Origin of the sequence: Burkholderia sp. BCC1988, from assembly GCF_905339895.1 — a bacterium.
Lineage (GTDB): Bacteria > Pseudomonadota > Gammaproteobacteria > Burkholderiales > Burkholderiaceae > Burkholderia.
In genome coordinates, this window is the sequence record NZ_CAJPHA010000009.1 from 248,733 (window position 1) to 263,191 (window position 14,459).

General features: G+C 60.5%; 25 protein-coding genes. 19 read left to right on the forward strand and 6 right to left on the reverse strand.

What is annotated here, in order from left to right; genetic code table 11:
* Nucleotides 1-32: 32 nt before the first annotated feature.
* Both U4012_RS15640 and U4012_RS15645 read right to left on the reverse strand, forming a co-directional pair.
* Nucleotides 33-254, reverse strand: coding sequence for a hypothetical protein (locus tag U4012_RS15640; RefSeq protein WP_321799738.1), 222 nt, complete (start codon nt 252-254; stop codon nt 33-35).
* Between the two features lie 118 nt (nt 255-372).
* On the reverse strand, nt 373-672 hold the full coding sequence (locus U4012_RS15645) for a DNA-binding protein (protein ID WP_321799740.1): 300 nt from the start codon (nt 670-672) through the stop codon (nt 373-375).
* A 260-nt stretch (nt 673-932) separates the two neighbouring features.
* Between U4012_RS15645 and U4012_RS15650 the strand changes: the two genes are divergently transcribed.
* Both U4012_RS15650 and U4012_RS15655 read left to right on the forward strand, forming a co-directional pair.
* Complete coding sequence (locus U4012_RS15650) at nt 933-1,262, forward strand: hypothetical protein (protein ID WP_321799741.1); 330 nt, start codon at nt 933-935, stop codon at nt 1,260-1,262.
* 292 nt (nt 1,263-1,554) lie between these two features.
* On the forward strand, nt 1,555-2,079 hold the full coding sequence (locus U4012_RS15655; RefSeq protein WP_321799742.1) for a hypothetical protein: 525 nt from the start codon (nt 1,555-1,557) through the stop codon (nt 2,077-2,079).
* A 5-nt stretch (nt 2,080-2,084) separates the two neighbouring features.
* Here U4012_RS15655 and U4012_RS35950 read toward each other — a convergent pair whose 3' ends face one another.
* Complete coding sequence (locus tag U4012_RS35950) at nt 2,085-2,291, reverse strand: helix-turn-helix domain-containing protein (RefSeq protein WP_415750381.1); 207 nt, start codon at nt 2,289-2,291, stop codon at nt 2,085-2,087.
* Between the two features lie 70 nt (nt 2,292-2,361).
* Between U4012_RS35950 and U4012_RS15660 the strand changes: the two genes are divergently transcribed.
* Complete coding sequence (locus U4012_RS15660) at nt 2,362-2,748, forward strand: helix-turn-helix transcriptional regulator (protein ID WP_321799744.1); 387 nt, start codon at nt 2,362-2,364, stop codon at nt 2,746-2,748.
* A gap of 932 nt (nt 2,749-3,680) precedes the next feature.
* Here U4012_RS15660 and U4012_RS15665 read toward each other — a convergent pair.
* Complete coding sequence (locus tag U4012_RS15665; RefSeq protein WP_321799746.1) at nt 3,681-4,595, reverse strand: LysR family transcriptional regulator; 915 nt, start codon at nt 4,593-4,595, stop codon at nt 3,681-3,683.
* A gap of 473 nt (nt 4,596-5,068) precedes the next feature.
* Here U4012_RS15665 and U4012_RS15670 point away from each other — a divergent pair, with 473 nt between their 5' ends.
* The 16 genes from U4012_RS15670 to U4012_RS15745 all read left to right on the forward strand — a co-directional run bounded on the left by U4012_RS15670 (nt 5,069) and on the right by U4012_RS15745 (nt 13,487).
* Nucleotides 5,069-5,251 carry a hypothetical protein gene (locus U4012_RS15670; RefSeq protein ID WP_321799749.1) on the forward strand — a complete coding sequence of 61 codons (183 nt, stop codon included), beginning with the start codon at nt 5,069-5,071 and terminating at the stop codon, nt 5,249-5,251.
* Complete coding sequence (locus U4012_RS15675; RefSeq protein WP_321799751.1) at nt 5,248-5,397, forward strand: hypothetical protein; 150 nt, start codon at nt 5,248-5,250, stop codon at nt 5,395-5,397. Before U4012_RS15670 ends, U4012_RS15675 begins: the two co-directional genes overlap by 4 nt.
* Before the next feature lie 641 nt (nt 5,398-6,038).
* A complete protein-coding gene (locus U4012_RS15680) occupies nt 6,039-6,590 on the forward strand; it encodes a PRTRC system protein E (RefSeq protein WP_321799753.1) in 552 nt (183 codons plus the stop codon).
* 9 nt (nt 6,591-6,599) lie between these two features.
* A complete protein-coding gene (locus U4012_RS15685) occupies nt 6,600-6,989 on the forward strand; it encodes a PRTRC system protein C (protein WP_321799755.1) in 390 nt (129 codons plus the stop codon).
* Complete coding sequence (locus U4012_RS15690; protein ID WP_321799757.1) at nt 6,986-8,029, forward strand: PRTRC system protein F; 1,044 nt, start codon at nt 6,986-6,988, stop codon at nt 8,027-8,029. The genes U4012_RS15685 and U4012_RS15690 overlap by 4 nt, the downstream gene beginning before the upstream one ends.
* Nucleotides 8,026-8,739, forward strand: coding sequence for a PRTRC system protein B (locus U4012_RS15695; RefSeq protein WP_321799759.1), 714 nt, complete (start codon nt 8,026-8,028; stop codon nt 8,737-8,739). The genes U4012_RS15690 and U4012_RS15695 overlap by 4 nt, the downstream gene beginning before the upstream one ends.
* A gap of 1 nt (nt 8,740) precedes the next feature.
* Nucleotides 8,741-9,532 carry a PRTRC system protein A gene (locus U4012_RS15700; RefSeq protein ID WP_321799761.1) on the forward strand — a complete coding sequence of 264 codons (792 nt, stop codon included), beginning with the start codon at nt 8,741-8,743 and terminating at the stop codon, nt 9,530-9,532.
* Nucleotides 9,529-10,269 carry a PRTRC system ThiF family protein gene (locus U4012_RS15705; RefSeq protein WP_321799763.1) on the forward strand — a complete coding sequence of 247 codons (741 nt, stop codon included), beginning with the start codon at nt 9,529-9,531 and terminating at the stop codon, nt 10,267-10,269. Before U4012_RS15700 ends, U4012_RS15705 begins: the two co-directional genes overlap by 4 nt.
* Nucleotides 10,266-10,706, forward strand: coding sequence for a hypothetical protein (locus U4012_RS15710; protein ID WP_321799765.1), 441 nt, complete (start codon nt 10,266-10,268; stop codon nt 10,704-10,706). Before U4012_RS15705 ends, U4012_RS15710 begins: the two co-directional genes overlap by 4 nt.
* 11 nt (nt 10,707-10,717) lie before the next feature.
* On the forward strand, nt 10,718-11,092 hold the full coding sequence (locus U4012_RS15715) for a hypothetical protein (RefSeq protein WP_321799766.1): 375 nt from the start codon (nt 10,718-10,720) through the stop codon (nt 11,090-11,092).
* 219 nt (nt 11,093-11,311) lie between these two features.
* On the forward strand, nt 11,312-12,334 hold the full coding sequence (locus U4012_RS15720; protein ID WP_321799768.1) for a hypothetical protein: 1,023 nt from the start codon (nt 11,312-11,314) through the stop codon (nt 12,332-12,334).
* Nucleotides 12,331-12,564 (forward strand): hypothetical protein, encoded by a 234-nt coding sequence (locus tag U4012_RS15725; RefSeq protein ID WP_321799770.1) that lies wholly within the window; start codon nt 12,331-12,333, stop codon nt 12,562-12,564. The genes U4012_RS15720 and U4012_RS15725 overlap by 4 nt, the downstream gene beginning before the upstream one ends.
* Before the next feature lie 10 nt (nt 12,565-12,574).
* A complete protein-coding gene (locus U4012_RS15730; RefSeq protein WP_321799772.1) occupies nt 12,575-12,793 on the forward strand; it encodes a hypothetical protein in 219 nt (72 codons plus the stop codon).
* Nucleotides 12,790-13,059 (forward strand): hypothetical protein, encoded by a 270-nt coding sequence (locus U4012_RS15735; RefSeq protein ID WP_321799774.1) that lies wholly within the window; start codon nt 12,790-12,792, stop codon nt 13,057-13,059. Before U4012_RS15730 ends, U4012_RS15735 begins: the two co-directional genes overlap by 4 nt.
* Nucleotides 13,060-13,068: 9 nt before the next feature.
* Nucleotides 13,069-13,269: a hypothetical protein gene (locus U4012_RS15740; protein WP_321799776.1), complete on the forward strand. Its 201-nt coding sequence runs from the start codon at nt 13,069-13,071 to the stop codon at nt 13,267-13,269.
* The gene (locus U4012_RS15745; protein WP_321799778.1) at nt 13,266-13,487 is read left to right on the forward strand and encodes a hypothetical protein; all 222 of its coding nucleotides are present in this window, start codon (nt 13,266-13,268) and stop codon (nt 13,485-13,487) included. The genes U4012_RS15740 and U4012_RS15745 overlap by 4 nt, the downstream gene beginning before the upstream one ends.
* A gap of 61 nt (nt 13,488-13,548) precedes the next feature.
* On the opposite strand, the gene U4012_RS15750 is transcribed toward U4012_RS15745, so the two are convergent.
* Together U4012_RS15750 and U4012_RS15755 are read right to left on the reverse strand one after the other, a co-directional pair.
* Nucleotides 13,549-14,067, reverse strand: coding sequence for a hypothetical protein (locus U4012_RS15750; protein ID WP_321799780.1), 519 nt, complete (start codon nt 14,065-14,067; stop codon nt 13,549-13,551).
* Nucleotides 14,068-14,106: 39 nt separating this feature from the next.
* Complete coding sequence (locus U4012_RS15755; protein ID WP_321799782.1) at nt 14,107-14,436, reverse strand: hypothetical protein; 330 nt, start codon at nt 14,434-14,436, stop codon at nt 14,107-14,109.
* Between the last annotated feature and the right edge of the window lie 23 nt (nt 14,437-14,459).

Below are 14,459 nucleotides of genomic sequence, written 5' to 3' on the forward strand. Positions count from 1 at the left end.
TGCAGTACCGCATCGCCGATACGTGATTGCCGTCACGCGGCCTCCCGCACGTGCGCGGCCAGAAACATCCCGCCGAAGTACTCCCAATCGCGAAAGCTGCCCGGATAGTCGTTCGCCGCTGCCCAGCCGCAAGCCCACTGCCGCTCGAAACGAGCGAGCGCGCCACGGACGAACGGGTTTTCATGGAAGGGAGTACCGGCGCGCGCGGCATGCCAACCTGCGCGGAATGCCGCGCGTTCAAAGAGGAATCGCATAGTCAGCCTCGCTCGCCCTTCGCTCGAATCGCAAGATATTCACTATAAAAATAGGATTACTAATTCAATGCAAAAGCGCTCGCCGCGAAAGCGCTTTTGACGGAACCCCGCCCTTACATCACCACCGGCCGCCGCACTCGCCGAACCCTTCTCGTGCGCAGTGACAGTTCACGCCCACCTTGCTCATCGTCGACAAACCATCCAGGTATTCGCGCGATACGACGCGCAGCTCGAGCGACGCGATGCCGGCGTCGATCTTGTTGATGGGAATGCCGAGTTGGCCGGACAAGAAACGACTGACCTGCGAGTCGTCCCATCCGAGCGCGTCGGCAACCGGCCCGCGGCTGCGCGGATCACTCAGCGCCTCCCGGAAAGCCCGCTCAATGCTCGGCTTGCGGACCACTTCAATCGTGCTCATTGCGATGCAACTCCGTTCAAAACTTCCTGAATGACCTTGAAGGTCACGTCACGTAACCTGATGCCACTGACTCAACCGACAACGAATCGACGTGATGAACAATCGTCCATTTTGTTGCTTAAACTGAAATTGCGACCACTCGTTTCAAATACCTGTCAACAACCAAAAAACTGTCCTGACATTATTTAGGGAATGCGTATCCACCTCTATGCGACGATCGTTGACTCTCACCTCTTCAACCACCCATAAAGGGGATACGCATGACTCAATCAAACCTGCCGATGAACCTGTACGCCTTTATCTACGACGTTGAAGCGCGCCCCGAGCATCCCGATCCGGCCGTCCGCAACGCGCCTTTCGTTCGCATTCGAGCATTTGCGTTCGGCGATGATCCCTATGAAGTGCAACGCAGGCTCGCCGCCGATCTGAATGCCGAACACTGGAAAGTCCTCAATGTCGTCGAAGCACAAGAAATCGAAGAATCCACGGTTACTGAACCCGGCGATCTAGCTCTTGTTGAAACAGCTCGGCGTCACGGAACAGCTCTTGGCGTCTGCGCACCTCACTTTCGGTCCGGGGGCGTCCACTAAACTTCCCCAACTCCAACGCCCAATACTCATCCCAAGCCTCCTTGGTGCGAAACGTGACCCGATAGCCCACGTTTGAATCGCGCAAGGAGGCCGGTTGCCGCGGGCCGACAAATGCGGCCCAAAACAGCTCGCACTGTTCAAAAATTCGACGACATGCGTCTCCATGCTCAGGGAGCAGGTCACGAGCCATCATGCGATCTCCTGTTGTTGCGGGGCGAGGGTTCCGGCTCTCGCCGTAGAATCAGCAGCTCTCACACAAACCTTTTCCACTTTCATCTCTGAAGGAACCCTCATGGATCTTTCGCTTATCAATGCCGCCTTCGCCTCATTGGGCATGGCCCGCGAGTTTGGTAAAGCTGCCCTTGCTGTCCGCGATTTCAATGAGATGGCAGCAATCGTGAGTCAGCTCAACGACCAGATCCTCAAGGCACAGGACAGTCTCTTTGCGCAGCAGGCTGAGTTGTTCCGGGCACAGCAAGAGCATTTCGAAACCATCCAGAAGCTGCGAGAAATGGAGCAGGCCCTCGATGACCGGCGTGAATACCACTTGGTCGACATCGGAAACGGCCTTCGCGCGTACCAGCGCAAGACTTCCGCAGTACCGAGCGGAGAACTCCCGCCAACTACGCCGGACGCCACGCACTACCTCTGCCAGCCGTGCTTCGAAAGCAAAGGGATCAAATCCACGCTCCAGCCGACTTTCTACATGGGTGCGGTCAACGGGCGGGAATGTCGCGTCTGCAAAGAGAGGTTCCTCTCCGGCGCCACGTCGTACGACGAGTTCACTCGGCTTGCCGAGAGCATGAATCGACCGTAACGATTTCACGCGATCTCCTGCTGTTGAGTGAGCTCAACTCGGGACCGATGCAGCTTCGTCAGCTTGTCCACGATTCGAAACGAGGCCCGCGACCCTCTGGTCCCGTTCAGCAAGGCGGAAATTAGCGATTGCGAGCAAGGGACCAACGCAGCGAGCTGCGCCTGCGTGAGGCCGGAATTCAGAAGGTCCGCGACGGATTTTTGGATGTCCATGCCCAAGTATCACATTTGTGTTTTCGCCAGTCAACACAAATGAGATGAGCCGTTCAATTACGATTGTGATATGTACACTCTTGCAGACCGACTTAAGTGGGCGAGGACCCAAGCGCACCTATCTCAAGAACAGTTGGGTGATAAGGCCGGGGTTTCCCAATCGACGATCGGGAACTTGGAGGCCGGGACTCGTCAGAGCGCCCGACGGCTGCCGCAAATCGCGGCCGCCTTGGGTGTAGATTCTCTGTGGCTCGCGGAGGGGAAAGGCAAACCCCAGCCGGGTGGCGACCAATCCCCGAACTACGATTCAGCCGTCGAGGCTGCAAGCGAAGCGGCCCGAGCACTCATCGACGCGGTTCTCGCCGCCGACAGGGCGGGCGAGCCAGCCCAGACCTTCAACTTGATGCTCAGGATGCTTCCTGAGGAAAATGAACCTATTGGGCGACTGAATCCGTGACAGCGTCTGCGTTTGGCGGTTGAGGCTCCCTGCCCAACGGCTCCAACGCCCAATCGTCAGCAATCAGAGTTTGTGTGACGACATAGCGCCTGCGATCTTCGCTTAATCCAAACGCGGGCCCATCAAGCACCCGTACCAACCATTCGGTTTCGCTGTACGAGTGCCGTACGAGTACGAGCCTCCCCTCCAGCAATCCGTTCCATGCCTTTCTAATCCGCGCCAGGTCCCCCGGCCTGCACCGGAGCTTTGCTCTCAAGTTCCCTTTCATCACCGTTCCGCCCCAACCAATCAAACCACTGTATATCCATACAGTATCCTACCCCTAAATCCAGAGGCCTTTTACGAGCATCGTCAGAGATCGCCGCACCCGCTCCCCATCAAAATCACGTTTGTGTTGACATTCATAATCACGTATGTGATAGTTCACTCCAACGCAGCACCACTCGCTGCGCCACCGCGCAAGCGGAACGCTCTTTAACAACCGAAGGTAAGCCGGGGAAACCGGCCGGCGCGATCTGCGTCGTGAATCAGGACGGACGCTGCGGAAGGCCGCGGCGGTATGCAAGACCCGAACGAGCCTGACGCAAGACAGCCAGCAATACGTGTCGATGGCGTCGTAATCGGCACAAACCTCGCACCGAGTCCGGAGCCGGCATGACCGGGTGTAGCCGGGCCGGTGCGACGAGCATCAAGCGTTCTCCGTCGTTGAGCGAGCAAGCGTCAGCACGGGCGGAAACTCCGTTGTACGAATCGTCGATTGATTCACCGTGGACGATGCTGTGTTGTTCCGCGTGCCCTTGCATATGCTCCCCAATCCGTTTGTGCTGTATCGGGAGCGCTGCTCCCTGGGGAGTAATGGTATTGCATATTCGAAAATTCCTAGCACGAAATATTCTCTGTGTAAGATCTCGTTTTTGGAATATCCTGGAATTCTAAACAGTAGGGAGTTTCTGTCGGAAAATCCCTACCAGCCAATTGAAGAGCTTCATCGCGGACGGCGACCGGCGGCAGTCGAGGGGATGCACGATGTAATAGCTTCCGCCGAAATCGGCAGTAGCTTCGCTCGCAAGGACGAGTTCGCCAGTCCCAACGAGACGCGAGTATAGGTAGTCAAAACCAACGATTACCCCATGCCCGGCAATTGCCATGTTGACCAATAGCGGATAGCTATTCGCTCGAATCATGCGGCTGTGTACTGGGTCATTGACGTTATTGACCTGGAACCACGTTTGCCAATGAGTCAAATGAAGAACGTCGTCGTCGACGAGCAGGGTTTTGTTCACCAATTCGCCAGGCTGAAGAAGCTTTCCGCCAAGATAGGATGGCGAGCAATAAACTCCAAATCGTCCGGTAATAATTTTTTCCTGCGTTAGGCCTTGAGGGATCTTCTCTCTATCTCCAAGGTAGAAGAGCCCGAGGTCAAATTCACTGGCGGTGAAGACGTCCATCCCTTTGCGGACGACGATACGCACCGCGATGTCTGGATTCTCCCGACAAAACTTCGGTAGATTTGGCCCGAGCCATAGATGCGCCATCTCCTCATCGCACAAGATCGTGATGGCCATCGCCTTTGGGCTATTCATGAGCGCCGCAGTGACTTGCGAGGTGTGGCCAAGTAGCCCCCTGATATCTCGCACGTACTTTCGACCTTCGTCGGTCAAATCTAGTGCGTTCGGCATGCGTATGAAAAGGGGCGTCTGCAGATAGCTCTCAAGCTTGCCTATCTGTTTGCTGATAGCCCCTTGGGTGACACTGAGTTCCTTGGCGGCGCCTTTGAAGCTGCCATGTCGAGCCGCCGCCTCGAAGTATACGAGGGATTGCATCGGGGGTAAGGGATCAATTCGCATACAAATTCCCAGCCTAATACCGGCCCCGTCCCGGCCAACCGCTACCGCCAATACTCAATTTGGCGAGCGTCATGTCTCCGCGCATTTACGTCTGACAAGAACCGATTCTTGATCAATACGGCAATGTGGCGCACCCACCTCTCTTGAGGATAGTGCATCGGCGCCAAATGGGAACCCGAACCCTCAAGAGCGCGCATTCGGTCGCGGATCCTCCGCATCCATCGACCCAGCGCAGCAGCACCTACCCGAGTGCGCGCCCTTGAGGGCAACTGATCTGATCAATTCAACCAGAACGGGAACGACATGCAAATAATTAATTTTGTATTCCTACGTACCAAGGGCGATAACGCCCTTCTCCGTGCCTGTCCGTTCCCTCGCCGCCGCTTGCGAGCAATCGCCACGGTGGGCGCCTACGGAATCGCAATCGGGATTTTCTGGCTGGTCTGCGTTGCATTGCGCGCCGGGGGCGCGGCATGAGCAAGCGTCCGAACAGCAAAACTGCACTGCCCGACCACGCTGCCGCCGAGCGCCGCTACCACGCCGGCCAGCTTGACGCACTCGGACGTGCCCTGAACGCGGCCCAGCAAGCGCAGTCGCTCGAGCAAGCCCGCCGCAGCATCAAATCCCTACTCGCCGACCTCAAGGTGCCGCGATGAAACGAGACGAAGGTTCCTTCTTTGATCGACACCCGCTACTCGCCATGATTTTCGGGTTCGCTGTCGCCTTCCTGCTTGCCTATGCCGCAGCACCCGATTCCGATGGGATGGGTCTGGCGGCGTCGATTACCGCAGGTGCCGTATGAATGCCCGTGCCGCTCGCGTGCCGGCTCACGAAATTACCGTCGACGCTGAAGTGCTCGCCCGTGAACTCGTTGAGCTGGGCTGCAGCGGTTCACCCGGCAACGATCCGCCGTGCATGGTCGCCCTCGCGCTCGCCCGATGCCGCGCTCGGATTGATCGTGGCGGATGGGCTCATCAGCGACACGATGCCAGGCCGTCCGGCTGGCGCCCGCCGCCGCGGATGCGTCTCGCCACGGTCAGCGGCAAGGATCGCGCAGCCGGCGATTTCGAATAGTCCCCGTTGGCCGCTCGCTTGCCCCCGTTGGTGAGCGGCCCTTTTTATTCCAACCATGCGCTGTCACGTCCGATGCCGGCATTGCGCAACGCGTCGATGCCTTCCCAAGCGCTTGACCGATTACACCAAGCCACCGCAATGCAGCTGCTGCGGGCGGCGCAGTTACCGCGTCGACGGCTGGATGAATCGGCGCGACACGAGAAAGATGCGCTGCGATTGTGCGGGCTACTGGTTCCCCCACCGCCGTGGCTCCCTGTTTTGCTGGTTGCGTAGCGACGGATCCGAACGGTTTCCGGGCGATCCGGATTTCGCCGACCGCAACTACGACCCTGTTGCTGCCTGATCTCAAGCTCCTACACCGAGGAAATCATGTCACTTTTCACGTCGCTTTATCCGCTCGCGCAAAACGCCTCGCTGACGATCCTGGTCGTCGCCGAGGGCGATCAGTTGCGCGTCAACGTCATGCCGAAGTCGAAAGACGAAAAAGCTGAACAGACGCTCTACCCGCTGTCGCTGCTCGCTTCCCCCGAAGAGCTCGATCGCGACTTCGCAGAGGCGGTGCAGATCTACGCGCCCGGCTCGCAATCGGTGCTTGAGCAGGCGCGCGCCGCCAGCGCAGCGAATGCTGACACCGACGCGCCCAAGGCTCTCCCGGCTCCGACCAGAGGAAAGCCGGGCCGGAAGCCGAAGCCGCAGGCGCCCACCCCGAGCGGCACCGACGGCCCCGCCGCGGACGCTGGAACTGGCGCCCCCAGCGACGGCGCACCGGAAGTCGACCCGCGCCAAACGTCCCTGCTGGAAACCAGGGACGGCGAAGCCGCAACGTCCCAAACGGGCGACGGCAATACGCCCCCGGCCGCCACAACGACCGACGCTGCTCCTGCGGCGGCCGACGACGACGACGGCATCGACATTCTCTGAGGACGTGACATGCAAACCGAAACGCTCATCCGCGAATTCCGCTACAACGGCGCGCGCCTCACCGATCCGTCGCCGGCCTTCAGCCTGCAGCAAGTACGCGACTTCTACGGCAACACCTATCCGGAGATCGTGAACGCCGAAATCGAGGGGCCGGAAGTCGTCGGCAATCGCAACGTGTATACGTTCCGTCGGGCGGTCGGCACGAAGGGTGCGGCCATGACGCTCGAGCAGCTGCGCGCCGAGCTGGTTGGCGGAACGCTGCGCAAGGCCGCCGAGAACCTAATCTCGCCGACCGACGCGTCAGTCGATCCGATGCGCCGATTCATGCTCGCAGCAACGTCACCGGTCAGCGGCACTCGCCTGACGCTTCCGATCAACCACATGCCGGTGCTGCCGTGAGTTTCGCGCCGCTTGCCATTCCCGCGCTCGACGATGTGCCTGCCAGCTACACGATCGGCGTCGGGCGCACCTTCGCGCGCGAACTGACGCTCTCGCTGCTGGATACGCGCGTCATCACCGACGCGGATCTGGAAGAGCGGCCGAAGCACGAACTCGAGCTCGCCTCCCGCGCACTTTCCCGCCGGTGGACGCAAATCACCGACGGCATGCGGTATTTCGACTGGCAACTTCACATCGATCCGACACCCGATGGATGCTTCTACGGCTACCACAGCCCGCCCGACACCTTGTGGGCATCGATCCGGACGACGGATGGGCCGGTGTCATGCCGCCACGTCTACATTCGAGACGGAATACAAGCCCTCGAAAATGTCCGCGCCGGCCTCGGGCAAACCGTGCTGGCAACGCTTTACGACGCGTTTCGCATGTTGCCCACCTCCATCACCCCGAGCTACGCATTGGGGATAGCCGAGTACATGTATTGGTATGGCGAGGCCGATGAGTCGGTGGCACTCGAGGAAATGATGGCCTGCTACGACGTCAAGTCGGTGGACGAGCTCAAATCGGTAACCGACGTCTTCACGCGCGCCCAGTTCTTCGCAGCAATGCCGGAATGGGTCGCACGCCCGAAGCGCGTTCTGACGCACCGACAGGTGCGGCTCGCCGCGAAGCGCGACGACTACGCGCAGGAAGTCGTCGATGCGATGGACGCGCTCTGGAACATCGTCCGCTTCTATGGCCCGTTCGCCGACCTCCGTAGCGAGGACATCGGCGCCGAGCCCATCGATTTTGCTCTGCTTGTCCGGTGGAGTGACGACGACGAAATCACGCGTGTGGTCGATGACTTCCTGCACCATGCGGCCGATGGAGATTACGTCACCGCAGGGTCTGTCACTCCGCTGCAGGTTGTCGGCGACGACTTTGCGAACTGGTTGAAGGCGATGGAGTCAAGCGCGCTGCTCGCGAAGGCCGTCGAACGGGTTCTCGCGCTGTTCGAGGCGCATGAACGTCAACTCTCCCGAATCATGGTGCGCGTATGAAGACCGTCACGATCAGCCAAGAAGGCGACGACGAGCTCGAGCTGGATTCCGGGTTTCTCTTCTACAAGTCGCGCACGAGCTCGCGAATCTATGCCACGCGCCATCCCGCGCGCGTCGTCGACGGAAAGCCGATGCTTCTCGCCGGTACGCCGGTCACGCTCGAGGCGCTCGCCGACATCGCCGAAATTGCCGCGCGCAAGACCAGTTACCGCGGCTTCGTGCACGACCGCGTGATCTACCTTGGTCCGAACAAGCTCGCATGGTGGGTGCCCGCGTGCAAGCGGCATGTCTGGTTTCAGACGAAGGACGCGATCGGCGAGCGCGCCGGCGACGCCAATCACCCGGCGCTCGTGTTCATCGTCGACCGAGACGACTGGTCCGTGTTCGCGCTGCGCGAAAACGCCCGTCCAGGCCCGGCGACGCGGCTGTACAACGCCCCGTATTACAACGTTTGGGAAGACGGCCTGATCTGCACCGGCAACGTGCCGACTCCCGAGCGGATCGACATGAACAGCATCAGGCCGTTCGAAGACGCGTTCTTCCGCAGCCGCTTCACTCACCCGAACAACAAGCGACTTATCCACAGGCGCGGCGGCGCCGAGCGCCTGTGGCTCGATTTACTCGATGGTGCCGAATTCCCAATTGACCGCCTGATCGACGCGAAGAAAACGCTTGCGGAAGCGATCGGCAAAACTTCCGACGAGGATTGAAATGGAAAAGCTGCTCGCTGAATTTCAGGATGCAACCAAAGAAGGGCTGCAGGGTATCGCTGCAGCGCTGGAGCGATTCTCCGCTGGAGTCGCCGAAGAGATCCGGCGCGCGCAACCTCGCGCGATCGCCGCGGCCGAGGACGACGAAAACCTCCCGCTCGACGCCGCGCTGTTCGACAGCGCCCCGATTGTCGCAGTCCCGAAGCACGCGAAATTCGTACCGCTGCAGGACGTCGGTCACCGCTTCCTCGCGACCGCCGAAGGCATTTTCGTCGAAGTGCGCCGCCCGTGGCTGCACGTGATTCAACTGCTGACGAAACTCCCGGATGCTTCGCCGCGTCCGCCCTATGGCCTGATCATGCCGAAGATCGAGCTCGCGTTCGGCCGGCTCGGCGTCGCGATCCCGTTCATGCAGGCATTCGCCGAAGAAGCGCGCGCAGCGCTGCCGAACGAACATGCCGCATGGATCGTGTGGGATGCCGAGGCGCAAAAGCTCGACTACAAGGCGCTTCACGTTACGACGTCGTCTCCCGGTGCCATTTCTTTCGAACGTCCGGAGCTGCCGCCCCACCTTTCGCTCGCGATCGACCTGCATAGCCACGGGAGTGGGCCGGCCTTCTTCAGCGGAACAGACGACGCCGACGATGCCGGCGAGGTGAAAATCTCGGGCGTGATCGGAGGCCTCGGCGACGGCAACACACCGTGTGTCGCGTTCCGTCTCTGTGTGCTCGGCATCACGATCCCGCTGAAGGTGCCGGCGGAAGCAATCCTCAAGGTGCCGGAGCACGCATGATGCATATCACGCCCGCTCACTTTCTCGACCGGCGTGTCGACGTCGTGCTGGTCGGCTGCGGCGGCAACGGCTCCCAAATGCTCACCGGCCTGGCACGCCTCAATCACGCATTGACGGCGCTCGGTCATCCCGGCCTGCGCGTGACGGCGTTCGACGGCGATACCGTGAGCGAGGCGAACATCGGCCGGCAAATGTTCAGTCCGGCCGATGTTGGTCAGTTCAAGAGCGTCGTTCTCATCCACCGCCTGAACGCGTTCTTCGGGCTCGACTGGATCGCCCGGCCGATCTCAGCCGGCCCACAGGAACTCGTCCACGCCGGGCCCGGGATAGCGATCATGTGCGTCGACAGCGCCAAAGCGCGCGCAAAGCTCGCGCCCATTCTGCACCGCACGGCGGCATACGTGATGGACCTCGGCAATCGTGCGAGCGACGGCCAGGTCGTGTTCGGAACTGCCAGAAATCACGATGGGTGCGGTTCAAAACTGCGCTGGCCGTATGACGTACTGCCCGAGCTGGTCGATGAATGGGCGCCCGAGGACAACACGCCGAGTTGCGGCCTCGCGGAGGCGCTCGAGCGCCAGGAGCTATTCATCAATCAGGCGATTGTCACGCCGGCGCTCGGGATTCTATGGGAGTTCTTCCGCCACGGGCGGATCTCGTGGTGCGGTGCGTTCGTCAACCTGAAAACAGGCCACGTCCGGCCGCTTCCGGTCCCTGCAGCGGAGAGTGATCAATGAGCTTCGAATACATCCGCAAGCACTACGGCGTGCCGGCCGAGCGTGGGCGTCAAGTGAAGTGCTACGGCGAGCGCGGCGTAATCGTGAATGCCGACGGCCATTACCTCTGCGTCGTCATCGATGGCGACAAGAGCGAAGAGGAGCGTCGCTATCACCCGGTTGACCAGGTCGAATACGGCGAGCTCGTCGACGCGCCGGTGTTGCGCGAGTGGCGCTGCCTCCCGCCATGGCGCGACGAGTTCGAATACGAAGCCTGGTTCACGGTAACCGCCAGCACGCGCAGCAAAGCCAGGTACAAAGCCTTCCTCGACCTGCGCGACGTCTGCGATATGACCGGAAAGGACATGATCCGGATCCGCGTGCGCGCCGATCCGAGGCTGAAGCCTGGTCGCGTTGTATCCGTGCCGCCGGCCGACGATCCGGATCTGCCGTTCTAGAGAGCCGGGACATGAAATGCCTCGAGCTGGATCTCGTCGGCGGATTCCACGTCGGCCCGCTATTCGTGCCCGTTAAGCGGCGCCCACCGCTCATCACATCGGGAAAAACCGCCGGGCGCCGTCGACGCATGCGCGAACGTCGCGCCATGCCGCCCTGGGTGAAGCTCTCCGACCTGCGCCCGTTCTATCGGGAGGCTCAACGCCTCACGCGCGAGACGGGCGAGCTGCACGTCGTCGACCACATCGTGCCGCTCGACGGTGAGACAGTCTGCGGGCTGCACGCACCACACAACCTGCAGGTCAGTCATTGGCGCGTCAACGCCGTCAAAGCGAATCGCTATTGGCCTGACATGCCGTTCGAACAACTGGACATCTCATTTTCTTGAGGCGTGACCGTCCAGTGAGAAGAACTTCCCCAAAGGAGCCACTGATATGCGCCGTCTGGCTTGGACGTGGCGATGCGCTCGCGCGCTTCGCCGTCTTGGCGGTCTCTCCCGCCGTGATGCATGGCAGGTCGCCGAAACGTGCCACGAACAATACGCCCCGGAAGGCTTCAGCCCGACTGATGCCGCGTGGGAAGAAATGTCTTACTGGAGCGAGTGATCATGTCCACCGCGAACGAAAAAAGCCCGGCCTCGGCGACCGAGGGCGGGCATGAAGGACAGGAAAACTCTGCGCGAGACCTGTCTGCTGAGGATAACGGCAAGTCGGTCGAAAACTTTAGCGATGCCGCAAGCCGCGCTGATGCGCTGACGGACGACGAGCGCGAAGTGCTCGAACACGCAGCTTGCTTCCTGCACACGAAAGCAGCGACGGCACTCCGTAAGCTGCTCGCCGCATCCCCTGTCGAGCAGCCCGCAGCAGCGCCGATCGACGATGAGGTAGAGGCCGCTGCACGCCGCGATGACGTCAACGCCGGATGGGCACTGTACGAGCGGCTGCACGCGTCGATGCCGGACTGGTATCCGGACGCATGGGAAGACCTGCTTCCGAAATACCAGCGCGCTTATACAGACGCTGCCGCGACCCGCTCGCCCGCTATAGCGGCGGAAGCGGTGGCGACTCCTACCGCAGAAGAAGTGATCGTCTTGCTGCAACGGGCCGTTCGCGAACATCCTGCCACGTTCGCAACCGAAGTTTGGCGAGTTACGCCAACTCAGATTGCGTGGGTGGTCGGCATGCTGCGCAAGACCGCCGCCCCGCAGCCGCCTGCGCAGGCTGACGCTCGGGGAGCCGCTGCCGTGCGCACGCTCGAAACGAAGGGATACACGTACACCGAGGGCGCGGAGTTGTGGCGGCCACCATTGGGTAAGGCGCCGGCATGGCTAAAACACGATACGCAGGCAGTGCACGACGTGATTGCAGAGCGCCGTCGGCAAATTGAGCAGGAAGGCTGGACGCCGGAGCATGACGACGAGCACGACAACTGCGAAATGGCTCTCGCGGCGATCGTCTATGCAGAAAGCGCGGTCGGGTATCACGCGACTTGCCCCGATACGTGGCCGTGGTCGCCGACTTGGTTCAAGTCGACCACGCCGCGCCGCGACCTCGTGAAAGCTTGCGCGCTTGCGCTGGCCGAGATCGAGCGCCTCGACCGCACCGCCGCCCGCGCAGGAGCCCAATCATGAAAACGCCGTCATTTTTTCAGCGCGGGCGCGAAGCCATCTTGGATCCGCGCCCTATGTCCGATGCCGAGTGGCTACGTCGGTGTGCTGCACGCTTCGTTCAGCGCGGCAACGTTGAACAACGGATCGCCGATTCATTTGCCGAAGCTGCTTTCGAGAACGTCGCCGATTTCGGATTCGAAGACGATCCGGAAGGCGCGGCGGATTGTGAAATGTCGTACTGGAATTGTTGAAAGACACATCATGACTGAAATCAACAACACGCCTACGCACAAGAGCGACATCCCGATCGAATGCTCGAAGGTCCGCAAATGCGGCTGGAAAGGCATGCACTCTGATCTCGTCGACGGCGGACTGGCCAAGGGCTTTTCCGGCACGCTCAGAATCAAGCAGCTCGTGTGTCCGAACTGCGGGAACGACTCGTATTACACGCGCGATGTCGGCGCAGGAGAAAGCCAATGATCCCGCCGATCACTGATCCGATGGGTCGATTTTGGGACCAGCCGGCGCGCGACGAAATTCTCGTCGACGATACACACGCGGTCATGAACCGATCGACGTTCTGGAAACTGCTCGAGTACTCCACGTCGAGGCCGAGCGGCGTCTACCCCGGAAAGATGTGGAAAGCCATTTTTGGGGACGAGGCGTACCTCCGCTGGTACGGAATCGTCGAGGGGCGCGACGATCTCTGCTCGAATAACCAACGCTTGATCCTTCTGTGCGATTAGGAGCGGCCGATGCTGACAGACGTCGAAGTGTTCGCGATCCGCGCGGTCGGACTGCCTGATCACCTGCGCGAGAAGCTGTATCCGGAGCTTGCGAAGCCCGATAGTGCACGCTCGTGCACGAAGTGCGGTGCAAGCGACATTCCCGCAGGCGCTTACTGCAAGGGCATCGATTGCCCGCTCAATCCGATCGGCACTGGAGATAGCCGGTGAGTGAAAACAGCAAGATCGATCCCCACGATCTGACCATGCAACAACGTGAGGCGCTCTGTGAATGCGAGCGCTGGAAGCGCGGCACGTACGCCTACAAGCCGAGAACCATGCGCAAGCTCGCCGAAATGGGTTTAGCCGAAAGCGTTGGTAATGGCACGCACGCACTGACGGCTGCCGGCATCAGCGTCGTGCAGATCCTGAAGGGAAAATCACGATGAGCGCCATCATCAGTAGTTGTTGCCGTTACCGATATCGCCTCGAGCGCGACGTGGCACCGACCTACCAACGCGCGCTCGCAATCCTATTCCCCTCGGTTTCCAGTTGCTGCCGTGCGGATTCCAACTCGGTAACGAACGCTTGGACTGGGGCGAGCATGCTCTGATAGAAATCGAGCGAACCGTCTCTGAGGAAAATACCGCGTACGTTGATGGATGCCTGCGCTGCTGCAACGGCACGTACAGCATCCGCTGTCGGCATCGAATCGAGCGCAATCGCAAGAACAGCATTGCATGCCGTTCTCGCATCTGCCCGGAGCCGCGCATCAGCGACTATCGCGGCGGCATTCATCGGTTTCATTTGCAGATCACTGACCATCAACCTTACCGCTTCGTGGGCCAAGGCGAGGATGGCGGCGGTGCTTCGAACCTTGTCGGCCCTTTCAGTACGGCGCAATTGCAGCGCCGATCTCGCTTGCAATTCCGATACCAGAAAGGCCGCACCGACTGCAACAACAGCGCCAAACGCTTGAGCCCAAGATGCGGTCCCCGGATGGGTCTCTATCCAATTGAGAAACGTCATGCGCGAACTCCCGATTTTATTTTCCGGTCTGAGCGGTTGCTATAAATCGCCCTCGTCAAGCTGAATCACGAAAGCTTCGGGCACCGCGACCGGGCCCTCTGGATCGTATTGCGCGATACGTCGCTCGACGATTTCGCGCACACGCCGCTCAATCCGAGCCTGCTCACTTGCATCGCCGGCTTCATATCGATCGATCGCATCCGTGTCGATCACGATGACAAGCGGCGCATTGCGCCGCGGCGCATCGTCCGCGCCGACGATTTCCCACTCGACAATGACGTGATTCCCCCGACTTCCCTCCTGAAATTCCACGCCAGGAGGAAAGTCGTCGTACAGCACAAATTCCAACCATTCGGACTCGCGAGACATATCGGTCTCCGTGACGTCTTTTC

Bases quoted from the DNA above. Each gene is read 5' to 3' on its own strand.
- U4012_RS15640 (WP_321799738.1), bottom strand. From the start codon at position 254: ATGCGATTCCTCTTTGAACGCGCGGCATTCCGCGCAGGTTGGCATGCC.
- U4012_RS15645 (WP_321799740.1), bottom strand. From the start codon at position 672: ATGAGCACGATTGAAGTGGTCCGCAAGCCGAGCATTGAGCGGGCTTTC.
- U4012_RS15650 (WP_321799741.1), top strand. From the start codon at position 933: ATGACTCAATCAAACCTGCCGATGAACCTGTACGCCTTTATCTACGAC.
- U4012_RS15655 (WP_321799742.1), top strand. From the start codon at position 1,555: ATGGATCTTTCGCTTATCAATGCCGCCTTCGCCTCATTGGGCATGGCC.
- U4012_RS35950 (WP_415750381.1), bottom strand. From the start codon at position 2,291: ATGGACATCCAAAAATCCGTCGCGGACCTTCTGAATTCCGGCCTCACG.
- U4012_RS15660 (WP_321799744.1), top strand. From the start codon at position 2,362: ATGTACACTCTTGCAGACCGACTTAAGTGGGCGAGGACCCAAGCGCAC.
- U4012_RS15665 (WP_321799746.1), bottom strand. From the start codon at position 4,595: ATGCGAATTGATCCCTTACCCCCGATGCAATCCCTCGTATACTTCGAG.
- U4012_RS15670 (WP_321799749.1), top strand. From the start codon at position 5,069: ATGAGCAAGCGTCCGAACAGCAAAACTGCACTGCCCGACCACGCTGCC.
- U4012_RS15675 (WP_321799751.1), top strand. From the start codon at position 5,248: ATGAAACGAGACGAAGGTTCCTTCTTTGATCGACACCCGCTACTCGCC.
- U4012_RS15680 (WP_321799753.1), top strand. From the start codon at position 6,039: ATGTCACTTTTCACGTCGCTTTATCCGCTCGCGCAAAACGCCTCGCTG.
- U4012_RS15685 (WP_321799755.1), top strand. From the start codon at position 6,600: ATGCAAACCGAAACGCTCATCCGCGAATTCCGCTACAACGGCGCGCGC.
- U4012_RS15695 (WP_321799759.1), top strand. From the start codon at position 8,026: ATGAAGACCGTCACGATCAGCCAAGAAGGCGACGACGAGCTCGAGCTG.
- U4012_RS15700 (WP_321799761.1), top strand. From the start codon at position 8,741: ATGGAAAAGCTGCTCGCTGAATTTCAGGATGCAACCAAAGAAGGGCTG.
- U4012_RS15705 (WP_321799763.1), top strand. From the start codon at position 9,529: ATGATGCATATCACGCCCGCTCACTTTCTCGACCGGCGTGTCGACGTC.
- U4012_RS15710 (WP_321799765.1), top strand. From the start codon at position 10,266: ATGAGCTTCGAATACATCCGCAAGCACTACGGCGTGCCGGCCGAGCGT.
- U4012_RS15715 (WP_321799766.1), top strand. From the start codon at position 10,718: ATGAAATGCCTCGAGCTGGATCTCGTCGGCGGATTCCACGTCGGCCCG.
- U4012_RS15720 (WP_321799768.1), top strand. From the start codon at position 11,312: ATGTCCACCGCGAACGAAAAAAGCCCGGCCTCGGCGACCGAGGGCGGG.
- U4012_RS15725 (WP_321799770.1), top strand. From the start codon at position 12,331: ATGAAAACGCCGTCATTTTTTCAGCGCGGGCGCGAAGCCATCTTGGAT.
- U4012_RS15730 (WP_321799772.1), top strand. From the start codon at position 12,575: ATGACTGAAATCAACAACACGCCTACGCACAAGAGCGACATCCCGATC.
- U4012_RS15735 (WP_321799774.1), top strand. From the start codon at position 12,790: ATGATCCCGCCGATCACTGATCCGATGGGTCGATTTTGGGACCAGCCG.
- U4012_RS15740 (WP_321799776.1), top strand. From the start codon at position 13,069: ATGCTGACAGACGTCGAAGTGTTCGCGATCCGCGCGGTCGGACTGCCT.
- U4012_RS15750 (WP_321799780.1), bottom strand. From the start codon at position 14,067: ATGACGTTTCTCAATTGGATAGAGACCCATCCGGGGACCGCATCTTGG.
- U4012_RS15755 (WP_321799782.1), bottom strand. From the start codon at position 14,436: ATGTCTCGCGAGTCCGAATGGTTGGAATTTGTGCTGTACGACGACTTT.